At 58.7% G+C, this 13,824-nt stretch carries 10 protein-coding genes; 3 read left to right on the top strand and 7 right to left on the bottom strand.

What is annotated here, in order from left to right; all coding sequences use genetic code 11:
* Positions 1–4: 4 nt before the first annotated feature.
* The 4 genes from HY011_01070 to HY011_01055 form a co-directional block, all read right to left on the bottom strand.
* On the bottom strand, positions 5–2,065 hold the full coding sequence (locus HY011_01070) for a S9 family peptidase (protein MBI3421505.1): 2,061 nt from the start codon (positions 2,063–2,065) through the stop codon (positions 5–7).
* A 226-nt stretch (positions 2,066–2,291) separates the two neighbouring features.
* Positions 2,292–4,073: a hypothetical protein gene (locus HY011_01065; protein ID MBI3421504.1), complete on the bottom strand. Its 1,782-nt coding sequence runs from the start codon at positions 4,071–4,073 to the stop codon at positions 2,292–2,294.
* 150 nt (positions 4,074–4,223) lie between these two features.
* Positions 4,224–4,979: a hypothetical protein gene (locus HY011_01060; GenBank protein ID MBI3421503.1), complete on the bottom strand. Its 756-nt coding sequence runs from the start codon at positions 4,977–4,979 to the stop codon at positions 4,224–4,226.
* Between the two features lie 43 nt (positions 4,980–5,022).
* Positions 5,023–6,552, bottom strand: a complete 1,530-nt coding sequence (locus HY011_01055) for a fumarate hydratase (protein MBI3421502.1) — start codon at positions 6,550–6,552, stop codon at positions 5,023–5,025.
* 442 nt (positions 6,553–6,994) lie between these two features.
* On the opposite strand from HY011_01055, the gene HY011_01050 reads away from it, so the two are divergent.
* Together HY011_01050 and HY011_01045 are read left to right on the top strand one after the other, a co-directional pair.
* Positions 6,995–8,836 carry a hypothetical protein gene (locus HY011_01050; protein MBI3421501.1) on the top strand — a complete coding sequence of 614 codons (1,842 nt, stop codon included), beginning with the start codon at positions 6,995–6,997 and terminating at the stop codon, positions 8,834–8,836.
* On the top strand, positions 8,803–9,393 hold the full coding sequence (locus tag HY011_01045) for a DUF2238 domain-containing protein (GenBank protein ID MBI3421500.1): 591 nt from the start codon (positions 8,803–8,805) through the stop codon (positions 9,391–9,393). Before HY011_01050 ends, HY011_01045 begins: the two co-directional genes overlap by 34 nt.
* A 107-nt stretch (positions 9,394–9,500) precedes the next feature.
* Here the strand turns inward: HY011_01045 and HY011_01040 are convergent, their stop codons facing one another.
* The 3 genes from HY011_01040 to HY011_01030 form a co-directional block, all read right to left on the bottom strand.
* Complete coding sequence (locus tag HY011_01040; GenBank protein ID MBI3421499.1) at positions 9,501–10,505, bottom strand: Gfo/Idh/MocA family oxidoreductase; 1,005 nt, start codon at positions 10,503–10,505, stop codon at positions 9,501–9,503.
* A 178-nt stretch (positions 10,506–10,683) separates the two neighbouring features.
* Positions 10,684–11,337: an arginine-tRNA-protein transferase gene (locus HY011_01035; protein MBI3421498.1), complete on the bottom strand. Its 654-nt coding sequence runs from the start codon at positions 11,335–11,337 to the stop codon at positions 10,684–10,686.
* A gap of 2 nt (positions 11,338–11,339) precedes the next feature.
* A complete protein-coding gene (locus HY011_01030) occupies positions 11,340–11,879 on the bottom strand; it encodes a GNAT family N-acetyltransferase (GenBank protein ID MBI3421497.1) in 540 nt (179 codons plus the stop codon).
* A gap of 444 nt (positions 11,880–12,323) precedes the next feature.
* Between HY011_01030 and HY011_01025 the strand changes: the two genes are divergently transcribed.
* A complete protein-coding gene (locus HY011_01025; protein MBI3421496.1) occupies positions 12,324–13,781 on the top strand; it encodes an efflux RND transporter periplasmic adaptor subunit in 1,458 nt (485 codons plus the stop codon).
* Positions 13,782–13,824: the final 43 nt, after the last annotated feature.

The raw sequence follows: 13,824 nt of genomic DNA, 5'->3' as shown, positions 1-13,824 counted from the left end.
TCCTTCAATTGCCCGCCATTTTCTTCTCGTCGGCTTTGCTAGGCAATTCCGGCTTGCTGAAATCCGGCAACGGTTCGCCGAAGATGTAATGGTTGAACCAGCCCAGATTGTGCTGCATCACGGCGCGCATGGATTTCGGTTTGGTGATGCCGTGGCCGTAGCCTTTATAAACCACCATCTCGACCGGCACGCCGCGATCTTCCAAACCCTGGCGCAATTCATAGGCATTCGGAATCGGCACGCGCTTGTCGAATTCGCCATGCTGAATCAGCGTCGGCGTCTTGGCCTGTTTGATGTAAGTCATTGGCGAAGTCTTCGCATAAATCGCCGGATCATCCGCCGGATCGTGGCCCAGGTATTGAATCGTGAAGGGCGTGATGTCGGTGTTGTAGTAATACGTCGCCCAGTTCGAGATGCCCGCGCCGACCGAGATGGCTTTGAAGCGGTCAGACGAAGTCGTCAGAAACGCCGAGATGTAGCCGCCCTGGCTCCAGCCCATGCAACCGACGCGATTGCCGTCTACCCAGCCTTTGCCGATCAGATAATCCACGCCCGACAGCACGTCCCAGGCATCGCCCACGCCCAGGTTGCGCACGTTGAGCAGCCGGAACTTTTCGCCGTAGCCCGCGCTGCCGCGATAGTTGACCTTGAGCACGAGCGCGCCCTTGGCCGCCCAGATGTCCGCCGGATAGTAACGCGCGTCCAACAACGTGCGCCGGTCAACGCCCGTCGGCCCGCCGTGAATCACGCAGAGCAGCGGATATTTTTTGTTCGGATCGAAATCGGCGGGTTTGATGAGAATGCCTTCGATGGTTGCGCCGTCCTTGCTTGGCCAAGAGATGACTTCGCGCGAAGCCAGCGTGTAATTGGCGACTTGTTCGGTCATCGAAGTCAGTTTGCGCGGCGTAAAGCTGGCGGTTGAACTGAGGAAGACTTCGCTGAGCGAGGCCGGCGCGGGCGAAGTAAAGGCGAACTGCTTGCCATCTGTGGTGAACGAAAAACCGTTTGCCATCAGATTGTCCGGCGCGCTGAGGCGCGTGAACTTGCCGCTCGCCGGATCGAGCCGGAACAGATGCGAGGCCGTCTTTTGCGCGCCGCTGAAATAGATGCCGTCGCCGTTCCATTCGACAAAGCCCGGCTGTTCATCGAACGCATCGGTGAGCGAACGCGGCGTGCCTCCGTCAGCAAAAACCAGCGCCAGCCGCGAGTTGGCGTGAAAGAATTTCGGATTGCCCATTGCCGACGAAAACACAAGCTGCTTGCCATCCGGCGACCAGTGCGGCGAATTGTCCGGCCCGGCCAGCGCGACGATTTTCTTGGCCGCGTTATCCGCCAGCGTCAACACGTAAACATCCGCTGTCCCACCATTGATCAGATCGGCGTTGACCGTCGCACTAAACGCGATGCGGCTGCCATCCGGCGACCATTCAAACCCGCCGATGGTGTAATCCTTGTTCTTGGTGCGCTGCGTGCCGGTCACGGGCGCGTTCAATGCTGCGGCCACCTCCAACGTCCACAATTGCGCGAAGGCGTATTCCTTGCGCACGACTTCAAAGCCGCCCAAATACTCCTGACGTTCCTTGGCCGCCTTGCTGTCGGCATCGCTCGCCGTATACGCAATGCTCTTGCCATCACGCGACCAGGCGTAGCCGTTCACGCCATTCTCCGCCTTGGTCAATTGCGTCGCCTCGCCACCATCCGGGCGAATCACGAAAAGTTGATTCTTGTCGCCAACGCGATTGCTGGTGAACGCCAGCCACGCGCCGTCAGGCGACCATTGCGGATTGCCGCAGCCTTTCTCGCCGCGCGTCAGTTGAAACGGCTTGCCGCCAGTTGTATTGACCAGCCAGACGTGCGTGACAAAGGCGTCCTGCTTCCAATCGGTCTCGTTGACGGTATAAGCGACCCATTTGCCATCGGGTGAGATTTGCGCGCCGCCGGCAGCTTTGACGTTGATCAAATCGTCCACCGTCGGCACGCGCCGCTGTTGTGCGGCAACGCTGCGTTGCAGGGGGGTAGCGGTCAACGCGCCTGTGCAAAAGAGAATTCCGGCTAGCAAATACATTCTGATCATCGTCGCGTTTCCTTTCTGGTTACGGATGCAATTGGAGTTGAGCTTGGATTTGCCTGCTGTATGTGATGCGAAAGCAAAATAGGTTTCAGTTGTGTAAATGACAAGGCGCGTAGCATCGGAGCAGTACCGCGCGCGTGAGCAAGCGGTTGGTGGAGGTTATGCCATATAAGCATTTTGTGACGCCTCCGCTTGCCCACGCGCGCGGTACTGCTCCGCTTTACTTGCGCTCCCACGGAAACGCCACCGTCGGCGCATTCACGAACCGGCGCAACTTGAACGCCAGCTTGCCGCCCGCGCCTGGCTCCAGCCGCACCGCCACATCGCGCGCATTCAACGGCAAGGTCTGGCCGTTCCATTGCACGGACTCGAACTGGTGTTCGCCATAACCGCCCGCCTGCACGATGACCTCGCGGCTTGCACTTTGGTTGTGGTTGACCAGCGTGACCGTCAATGCCTCGCCCGTCATCTGTTCGACCAGCGCCGCCACATCGTCAGGAATCCCGGCACGCCGCTTGGCCGGATCGAAATAGCGCAGGCTGGCAAACAGCGCCCGCGCCCGCACATCGGGCGGCAGCGCGCCCCACATCAATTGCATCAGCGCGCTCACCGACGCCGGATTCAGATTCAACGGATCATCGGCCAGCCGCGTGTCGGGCGTCGTCTCATCTTTGCGAATCGCTTGCACACGGCTGCGCACACGTTCCAACTCGCGCCGCAAGGCTTCTTCCGGGAACGTTGGATTGTGACCTTCCAGAAATTCCAGCCACTCGTTGCGCGGCACCCGCGCGCGGTCTTCCGGCGTCAATGTCAGGTAATAAGCTTCGAGCGCATAGGCGTTGAACTTTTCTAGCGTGTAGTCATACCAGCCCTGCTCGCCGCGCATGTGCGGATAAAGCGTGCGCCCATTCTCGGTTTTAACGTTGGCGTTGATTGCGTCCGCCTGTTTGCGCCAAGCGTCAACGTACTTGTCGTCGCGCGTCAGCAGGTAGGCGTTCATAAAGCCGATAAAGCTCCACGGCACGCGATTGCGATGTTGGCGCGCGCCGGTTTGCGGCACCACCGGCGAGAAGCCCCAGCCATACACGCCGCCCCACCATTTGCCGCCCGTTTCGCCACCAATCTTCCCATCCAGCCCGACATTCGACGGAATGATGTTGCCGTTCGCGGCCATACGCTCGCGCCAGGCGTCAACATAACCCAGCAGCCAATCGCGATACTTTTGCTCGCCCGTCGCCAGATAGGCATTCAGCGCCAGCGTTGTGCTCAGCAAGTTGAGTGGATGATCGCCCACGATGTCGCCGTACTCTTTGAAATGCGCCAGCATCTGCTCGTAGCTTTGTTCGCCGTGCACCAGACTGGGAAAGCGGTTTTTCACTTCGATGGGATCGCCTGTCCAATCCAGCGCCGTCGCCTTGCGCAAGAGCGGCCCCCGGCTGCCATTGAACAAGCTGCGAATCAGCTTCAGCTTCGGATCGTAATTCGCCGCGCCCGCGTCCTCATCCATATAAAAGCCGGCATAGCGCCGCACCCGCCTGCGATAGTTTGCATCGTGCGGATCGGACAGCCCCATCGCATTGAAGACGCGCAAACCCTCGGCGTTGTGCTGCCAATCGAACATCACGGGGAACTCTTTGTAATACATCCCATCGCGCGCCAGCGGCACGTCCACGGTCTTGGCCTCAGTGTATTGGCGGATGTGCCCTTCAATGGCTTTGACATACATCTGGCGAATGACATCAGACGCGCCCAACGCGTGCAACTCCGGCCACAACGCTAAATTCTCGATGGCGTCATCCGGCCCGTCATCGCCGCCCCAGCGCGGCACACACAGCAAATAGCCGCGCTCGTCGAAATACTTGGCAAAGAATTCTTCGCAGCCTGCCGTGCTCGCGCGCAATACTTCGCGCTCCAACAGTGCCCACGTTGGCGGCGACATTGGCGTCTGGATGGTAATTTGTGGGGCGGCCAACGGCGTGGCAAAGGGAAACAGGCAGCCCATCAGGGTAAGAAATGAGCAAAGGCAACCGATGAGTCTTTTCATGGGCGAACTTTCTCCGCTTGGTCTGTCCCTCAGGCGGAAAGCCAAGCCTCTCTTTGTTGTTCATTTCAACGCCGGGCACACTCGCAAGCTTGCGTGGTCAGACGCCGGCTATTTCGTGATGTATGCAAAAAACTCCAAGCGCTCGTGCGGAACAGGTTCGTTGATCTGGGGACTGAACGTCGTCGTGGTTTGCGTTTCAAACGGCGCGCCTTTGCCGCCGGGCAACTTGGCTGGATCAATCTTTTGCTTTCGGTAAAGTTTCAAAATCACCAGTTGTGTCTTGTCTATCCAAAGCGTCAGCGCCCCACCGCGCATGTCTTGTGCTTCGAGTTTATAGGCCGCGCGTTTGTCCACCGTTTCTTCGCCCACCAATGTCACGTTGGTCAGCGCTTTTAACGAACCGCCGCGCCCTGCATTCGGCAACAATAACCCAGGTACCAGAACGGCTGAACCACCAGAAACGCCCGACGGCCCTGCCAACGCTTGCCCCAAGTCAGTGAACTCGCGCTCCTGTTGATTCATCGTCCACAAGCTCTTAATCGCTGCTCCTTGCTGCCACACGATATAACGATCCCACTCTGCTTCGCCCCGGCGCTCCTGAAACTCAAAGCGAAAGGCTTCGGGCCGCACAAACGCCGTCGTGAAGGGCTTGAGAACCGTGCGCCGTCCGCGCTCCGTGATGAACACCGTCTCCACGCGACCTGTGTCCATATAACTCTGACATTGCGCGTAGTTGGCTTTGACCTGCTCAAAAATCTGCGGCCCGGTCAGCGCGGCTGTTTGTTGGGCAGGCGCAACTGAAGCGGCGAACATCACCCACAAACAAACCGCCCTTAACCTGGTTTTGTGGCTTTGATTTTTCATCGTGCCTCCTTTAATCGAATCGCAACGCCTTTCGTCGGTTGGCTCAAAACACCGGCTCACTCAACTTCGCCAACACCGTCGCCGACGCTTGCTCCACCTCCGCGTGCAGCGAATTGCCGTGCGCGTCCATCGTCACAATCGCGGGGAAGTCGGTCACGCGCAGTTGCCACAGCGCTTCGGGGATGCCGAATTCGAGCAGGTTGACGCCGAGGACTTCGTCAATGCTTTTGGCGTAATACTGGGCCGCGCCACCGATGGCATTGAGGTACACCGCGCCGTGTTCTTTGAGCGCCGCCAGCGTTTTCGCGCCCATGCCGCCCTTGCCCATCACCGCGCGCACGCCGTAGCGTTTGATGATGTCACCTTGGTAGGGTTCTTCGCGGATCGAAGTCGTCGGGCCAGCGGCTTTGATCGTGTACTTGTCGCCGTCTTTCAGCACGACGGGGCCGCAGTGATAAAGAATCGCGCCGTTCAGGTTCACGGGCGGATCGTTTTTCATCAGGTGCGCGTGGACGGCGTCGCGTCCGGTAAAGACTTCGCCCGAAATCAGCACGACATCGCCGACTTGCAATTCGCGCATCTGCGCTTCGGTGAGCGGCGCGCGCAGGACTTTCTCGTTGCCGGTTCTGACAAAGCCGCCCCCATTGGCGCCGTGCGACATCTTCTGTTCGGGCGTCGCGGCGTCCCGGTACAACCAGCGTTTGATCGCGCCGGTTTGCGCGTCCAGCACCACGCCCAAGCGGCGGAAGGCCCAGCAGTCGTATGCTACTGAAACGAAGAAGCTGGCGGGCAGGCGGTTCAGCACACCGATCTTGCAACCGATGAGCGTCGCGCCGCCGCCGAAGCCCATCGTGCCTATGCCCAGCGTGTTGGCCGTTTGCATCACGTAATCTTCCAGCTTCGCCAATTCGGGAATCGCATTTGTGTCGTCCAGCAGGCGGAAAAGTTGCTCTTTGGCATTGATGTAACCTTGCGCACGGTCGCCGCCGATGCACACGCCCACGGCGCCGGCGCTGCAACCCTGGCCTTGCGCCTGCCAGACGGCGTGCAGGATGCATTTGCGCACCCCGTCCAAATCGCGCCCGGCTTTGCCCAGATGCGGGATTTCCATCGGCAGCGAATACTGGATGTTCTTGTTCTCGCAACCGCCGCCTTTCAACAAGAGGCGGACTTCGATGTCGTCGCCTTCCCACTGTTCAAAATGCATGGTCGGCGTGCCTGGGCCAAGGTTGTCCGCAGCGTTGACGCCGGTCAGCGAATTCACCGAATTGGTGCGCAGTTTGCCGCGTTTGGTCGCCTCGGCGACGGCTGCGCGAATCTGCGTTTTCATCACGAGTTGATTCACACCGACGGGCGTTTTGATCTCAAACGTAGGCCAGCCGGTGTCCTGACAGATCGGGCCTTCGTTGTCGCAGGCCATATCAATGTTGGTGCCGATGACGTTCAACGCTTGCAGCGAACGCGCGCCGGTTTCGCTCTCGGTCGCGCGGGCCATCGCGCGGCGCACATCGGGCGGCAGATTAGTCGCGGTCTGGGTGATGAGTTGCAGCATGCTGTCGCGAAAAGCTTCCATTGGTGGTACGTCCTTTTCTGAATCCAGGTTGAATTAGGTAATGGTTGAAACCGCCCGTTACTCTAAATCAAACCAACCGGGATTGGAACAAGCGGATGGCAGGCATTCCTCATTCTCAATTCGTCATTCTGCATTCGCAGACAGAGACAGAGTCGGCTCAGTCGGGGCATCTGCTTACGAATGCAGAATGACGAATCGAGAATAAGGAATGGCAGGTCAGCGTCATAGGTTCGCGCGGCTCGTCTTCGATTGAGCGGGTTCCCACCAGCGCGACGTTGCGCTGCCCGTCAGCCAGGCTTGGCAATTGACGCTTTCCTCCGACACTTGCAGCGGCGTTTGGCCGCAAATGACGCGCGGCATGCCGATTGCTGAGCTGGGGAGCGCGTGCCACAATCTACGCCCTCATCACCAAACTATTTGGGCGGGGAGCAAGACAAACACATTGACGAAACGAACAGAAAGCAAGCAGCGCGAATGGCTGACTGCAATGTTGTTGTGCCTGATCGTATCCGCCGTCGCGGCCTTGCCATTCTTTTACATCGGTGAAGACCGCGCCGTCGGTTGTTGCGGCGGCGAAGCGCCAATCACACACGATGCCTGGATGCACTTTAACCAGATGCAAGCCTTTGCGCGCGGCTTAGCGGCGGGGCGCGTCTATCCGCGCTGGGATGAGGCTACGCACAACGGCTATGGCGCGCCAACACTAAGCTTTTATCCGCCGGGCGCGTATTACCTGACTTCGTTTTGGTACCTCATCACGCGTGATTGGCAACGGGTTTGGCTGTTGACGTGGTGGACGATGCTGTTTGCTTCGGGCTTGGCGCTGTATGCGTATGCGCGGGAATCGTTGGGGCACGGCGCTGCGTTGCTGGCAATGACAGTATATGTGGTGATGCCGTATCACTTGCTGAATCAATATCAGCGTGGCGCGTTGGCCGAGCAATTAAGCTTTGTCTGGATGCCACTGTGTTTGCTTTTCGCGGAGCGCCTGGGAGCGCGGGCGGCCCTGCCCGCCGACCGTGCCGCAGGCGCGGCTGCCACCGTTACTGAAGCAATGGCTGGCAATCACAAAACCCTGCTGGCTGCCGCTTGCGGCTTAGCATTTTGTTACGGCGCCTTCCTCTTTTCGCATCCGCCCACGGCGTATCAATTCACGCTCGTATTCGGCGTGTTTATCGCTGGCCTGGCAATTTGGCGCAGGCAAGGGCGCACGCTGGCCTTGCTCGCGGCGGCCTTGTTGTTTGGCGCAATGCTGGCGGGCGCGTATTTCGTCCCGGCGTTTTTAGAGCAGCCTTTCATTCACGCCAACGATGTCAGCGAGACGTGGCCGTATCACACGACCTACGTCTTCGATTATCGGCAAACGCGCTTCAACCGCTTCGATCCGTTCATCGCCCGGCTGGATTTTCTGTGGGCGTTCAATGCGGGGTTGCTGTTACTGGGTGCGCGTGCATTGCTGCGTTGGAGTCCGGCGTTTCGGCAATCGTTGCGGTTGACGGGGCAGCCGCCTGAAGGCGGAACTCCAAACGCGATTTGGTTGGCCTCAGGCGTGTTCGCCAGCTTCTTGATGACGCGCTATTCGGCGCCGCTGGGCCGCTTGATTCCGAAGCTGGAAATCGGTGTCTTTGCGTGGCGGATGCTGGGCCTTACCAGTTTGGTCGTTGCGTTGCTGGCGGGTCTGTGCGTGCAGGCGGCTTTGCAGGAAGCAAATAACGAAACGGCGAAGTGGCGGCGGTTCGCTTTGGTTTCGATTGCCTGGTTGATGCTGTTTGCTTCTGCGGGCGTAAGTTTTTGGAAAGTTGCCTGGCCAATGGTGCGGGCCGAGGCGTTTCGGGAAAACCCACAGCATTACAACTACGCCACGTTGCCCGCCCAGGTGCCGCGGGAAGCGCCGCCACTGCCCGAAGCGCAATTCGTCAACGCTGACGCGGGCGAAATCAAGGTGCTTGTTTGGCAACCGGAATTTCGCCGCTTGCAGGTGCGGGCGAAGCACGCAGAGCAATTGCAGCTTCGCACTTCCGATTTTCCCGGCTGGACGGCTTTGCTGGATGGGCGCGTCGTGCCCAGCGCGCGCGGGCCAGTTGGCAATATCACGCTGGCGATGCCAGCCGGCGAACACACGGTCGTGCTGGAGTTTCGCTCGACGCCGGTGCGGCGCGTGGGCAATTGGCTGACGGTCGTGTCGTGCGGCCTGTGGCTAGCGCTGGTCATCTTTTCTTTCAAACAACTCTTTCAAACAACGGAGCGTGCATGGAACAGTTGGTCAAACGGTTTGAACCGTTGATTGCCCTTTTCTTTATTGTCGCCGGTTCGTTCTTCCTCTTTCGCATGGCCTATCTGCCGGGCTACATCAGCCTGCCGGTCGGCGCGGCGTTGTTGCTGGCGTTTCGCGCGTATATTCAAACGCGCTATGGCCTGGCGATTCCGTATTTCCTGTTGCTGCTGTGTTGGATTTCGGTCGGGCTGGATTGGCTGGGCAACATCTTTGGCTGGTATCGCAATGGGCTGGCAGGAATGGCGTATGACGAATTGACGCATACGGCCGTGCCCTTGTTGGTCGTGCCGTGCATCGTGTGGCTGTTGGATGAAGGACTGACACGGTTCAATTACCGTCTGCCGCTGGCGCTGACGACCGTGTTTGCAGTCGCGTTGCTATTCACCGTCTCAGGCTTTTACGAAGTGCTGGAACTGTGGGACGACAAATACATGCATCCGACGCCGGGCTGGCGCATTCACGGCGCTTACGACACGCCCAATGATTTGCAGAGCGATTTCATCGGCGCGGTGATTGGCGGCGTGTTGGCGTATTTTTGGCTGCGACGGTCAAAGGCGGGGGAGTAAGAAATCAAAAGGCAAAAGGCAAAAGGCAAAAATCAAAAGGTCGGCACTTTCTTTCTTACCTTGAAAACGAGCTCCGCATTTTTGACTTTTGCCTTTTGATTTTCTCCCTATCCCAGCTTTACCCACCCATCACTTTTCCCACTCAAAACCACCGCCTCGATCACCTTCATATTGGCCACCGCATCGGTCAGCGGCGTCGGCACGGGCGTATCGTTTAACACCGCCAGCGAAAAGGCGTCGGCTTCAAGCGTGTATTGATCGCAGATGTCGAAGCTGATTTCTTCGAGCTGGCCGTCGTGCTGATGCCAGAGCTTGCACGGCTGGTCGGGCGGCGCGTTGAACGGGATTTCGATCTCTACGCGGCCCGTCGTGCCCAGAATGTTGACGCGCTGATACGGCGCGAGTTGCGTCGAACAGGTGAACGTCGAAGTGGCATTTCCCAAAGAGGGGCCGAAATCCAAAATGCCGGACGCGATGCGGTCAGTCTGGAACGTCGGATCGTATTCGACGAGGCCCAGCACACGCTTCGGCTCGGCGTCAAAAATAAAGCGCGCGAGCGAGATGTTGTAACAGCCGATGTCCATCAACCCGCCGCCGCCGATGTCGGCCTGATTGCGCACGTTGGCTGGGTTGACGTTGTAATACGAAAAGAAGGATTGAATCGTGCGCAGTTCACCGATGCCGCCCGCTTGGACAATCTGTTTGGCGCGCTGCCATTGCGGGTGTAGCCGATACATAAACGCTTCCATGACTTTCAAGCGCGGATGCTGTTGCGAAACTTCGAGCAGTTGCTGGGCCTCTGCCGCCGACATCCCGATGGGTTTTTCGCACAGCACGTGTTTGCCCGCTGCCAGCGCCTTGATCGTCCACGGCACGTGCAGGTGGTTCGGCATTGGGTTGTACACCACGTCAATTTTAGGATCGGCCAGCAACGCCTCATAACTGCCGTAGGCTTTGCCGATGTTGAAGCGCGCCGCCGCTGCTGCGGCCTTGCTCAAATCGCGCGAAGCGATGGCGGCGACTTCCAAATGCTGGGCCTTCAGCATGGCGGGAAGGGTTTTGGTCAGGGCGAAATTTGAGGTGCTCAGCACACCCCAGCGCAGTTTGTTCATAGTTCGATCTCTCCGAAGTGATTTGCTAATCAGGCCGGGCATGATTGGCACGCAGAATTTGCCACAGAGTCACGGAGGCACAGAGCGAGGAAAGGGAGCGGTTGTCAGCCCCAATTCTTTTCTCTGTGTCTCGGTGCCTCTGTGGCAAAGCCTTTGTTCCAGCTTGCGCGGCGCGATTTCATTGATTGTCGTGGTTGAATTGTTGCCAGCCTTCGCTCCAATCCAGATACTCCAACGCGGCGAAGTTCTTTTTGTAATCGTAAACGCTTGGCTCGCGGTAGGCGTAGCCGGGATAGTAATAGCGGCAGCCCAATTCGCGCGAATACTCAATGGCGCGCAGCATCGTGAAAATGCCCAGGCTGCGCTTGTGCTCCTCCGGCTCGAAGACCGCATAGACCGCCGAGGTCGCGGTCTCGCCCAAATCCAGAAAGCTGGCGGCCAGCAAACGCGCGCCATCGTAAACGCAGATTTCCTGATTCTGACAGGGCATCCGCGCAGGCTGACGCGAGAGAAACGTGTATAGCGAATCGGGCACGTTGTCGGTGAAACGCACACGATGGCGGTTGAACAAGGCCTCTTTCTCTTCATCAATAAAACTGTCGCGGATGATGACCGTCAGGTCGCGGTTGCGGGCCAGCGCGCGTTTCTGGCTGCGCGAGGGGGCGAAGCGCTCTAAATCCACGCGCAACGGGATTACGCTGCAAATCCGCCCGCCGTGTTCGGCCAGCGAATAACGGAAAAAGTAAGCGCCAAAATGACGCCAGCCATTAGCCCAGAGCAAATCCATCTCTGCCGGTTGGGTGCTGTGGGCGCGAAAAGCCTGATCGAGCATGATCATGCGGGCAACAGTTTTTCCATACGAATGATGGGCAGCGTTTCGCCCTCAGGCAATGGCGCGGCCAAGTGTTCGACCGCGCGATACCCGGCGGCGGTGTAGAGCGGTTCGCCCGGCAAGGTCGCACCCATTTCCAAGCGGGTGAAGCCTGCCGCGCGGGCCGCCGCTTCGCAGGCTGCGAGCAATTGTTTGCCGATGCCGCGCCGCGCAAACGCCGGGTCTACGAAAAAGGCGCGGATGCGGGCCGCCTCGCTGCGCGGGTCGAGCAGGTTGTCCTCCCCCGCTTTCATCTGGTCGCCGCCATAGAGCGTGCGGCGCTTGCTCCAACCGCCACAGGCCGCCAGTTGGCCGGCTACTTCGGCCACGAAATACGTGCCGTCGGCGATCAATTGCGAATCCACGCCGAAGACGTGCACCAGCGCCAACTCGATCTGGCGGAGCGTGTAATAGCCCACGCTGAGCGCGCGCACCGAGCGGGCAATCAATTGTTCCAGCGCCGGGATTTCGTCCGCCCGCGCCGGGCGAATGTGCAATGTCATTGAGATGATTCCTGCCAGTTCAGTCCGGTAACGGGCGGCATCATATACCGCCCACCGCTCGTCGCAAAAAAAGCAGCGCGCGGCAGCGCCAGAGCCAGGGAACTCGTTAGCATCGCAGTCCGGCAGGGCGTGCGTTGCGTGGGCGCTGGGGCTCATTAGCTTGAAGGCGCCGACTCGTGGCAGCCAGCAATTTTATTTTGGTTGTTAATACTGACAGGAAATTATCGTTTGGACATAGCAGGGCTGGTTGCTAGAATGGCCCCTTATATTTTCGTCCAAGAAGTTTGAAACAAGGCCGAAACTGAAGACGTATAGGCGCACGGCTCAGGAAGTTGACGCAACCGAGAGTACGTCCTAAAAACAATAAACAGAATCCCAAGACTTCTGATTGGCTTCAGCTTTGAAGTCCGGAGTTTGAAGCCCGGAGAAGGAGAGTAGATCGCAATGCCGATGTCCAGAAATAAAAAGATAGGAATCACTGCCGTGGTGATTCTCGTGTTAGCGGGCATCATCGGGGCCAGCGTCTGGGCGCGCCGCACCGATGCCCCCGAAGTCCAAGTCGCCAAAGTCGAGCGCCGCAATGCGCTCGAATCCAAAGTCACCGCCAATGGGGAAGTCCGCCCTGTCCACCTGATCAACCTAACCTCTGAAGTGCCGGGCCGCGTGACCGACATCTATGTCAAAGAAGGCGATGTCGTCAACAAAGGCAAACCGCTGTTGCGCGTTGACCCGACGCAGCAGTCGTCGGCGACCACTTTGCAAGAGGCTGCTTTGCGCGCTTCGCAAGCGGATGTGCAAAACCAGACCGTGGCCGTCTCGGCGGCGGAAAACACCATCAACAATATGCGCGCGGCGTTGAGCGTGGCGCAGGCTGATTTGGAACGCGCCAGAATTGACCGCGCCAACGCCGAGATCGAATTGAAGCGCAACACCGAGTTGGTTGAGGCGGGCATCAATTCACGTTCGGTTTATGACACGGCCAAGGCGCGGTTCGATGCGTCCACGGCTGCCGTCAATTCGGCTGAATCGCGTGTCAAACAGGCTGAAGTGCAGATCAAGGACGCCGAGATTCGCGTCAGTCAAGCGAGCGCCAGTCTGGCGGCCTCGCAAGCGCGCGCGGCCCAGTCACAAGCGCAATTGCGCAGCCAATCCGATCTGTTGGCCAAGACCACGCAGTATTCGCCCATCAACGGCGTCATCGCCAACCTGCCGATTCAGGTCGGCACCTTTGCGACAGCCAGCTTTTCGTCCACGCCGCTGATGATCATCGCGGACATGTCGCTGATTAACGTCGAAGTCCGCGTGGATGAAACCGACATCAAAAATGTGCAGGTCGGCCAGAAGGTCAAGGTCAAAGTGGATGCCCTGGGCGAACGCGAGATCGAAGGCGAAGTCGTCGAGAAGGCCGCTTCGGCCATCACGCGCACCGGCCAAAACATCGTGCAAACGCAAACCAGCGGCAATCAGGAAGCCAAGGATTTCAAGGTCGTCGTGCGCCTGATTAACATGAATGACGAGGTGCGCAATGCGTTGCGGCCCGGCATGTCAGCGACCGCCACGGTCACCACCGACCGCCGCGAGAGTGTTGTGGCTATTCCGTTGCAAGCCCTGGTTGAACGCGAACAGCCCGAAGAGAAAGGCGCGCCTTCGCCCAAGCCCGGCGAAAAGAAAGAACGCAAGGCGCAAAAGGGCGTCTTCACGTTGGCCGGCAACAAGGCCAAGTTCGTGCCCGTTGAAACCGGCATCACCGGTGAGAACGACATCGAAATCAAGAGCGGTTTGAAAGAAGGCATTGAACTCATCATTGGGCCGTACCGCCAATTGCGCACGCTCAAAGACGACACCATCGTCAAGCGCGAAGACAAGAACAAGAAGAAGGACGAGAAGGCTGAGAGCAAGTAGTCGGTAGTCGGTAGTCGGTTAGGAACTATCGCAAGCCGACAAC

The sequence above is a fragment of the Acidobacteriota bacterium genome (assembly GCA_016196035.1).
GTDB lineage: Bacteria > Acidobacteriota > Blastocatellia > RBC074 > RBC074 > JACPYM01.
This window is presented reverse-complemented; position numbering and strand designations above follow the sequence as displayed.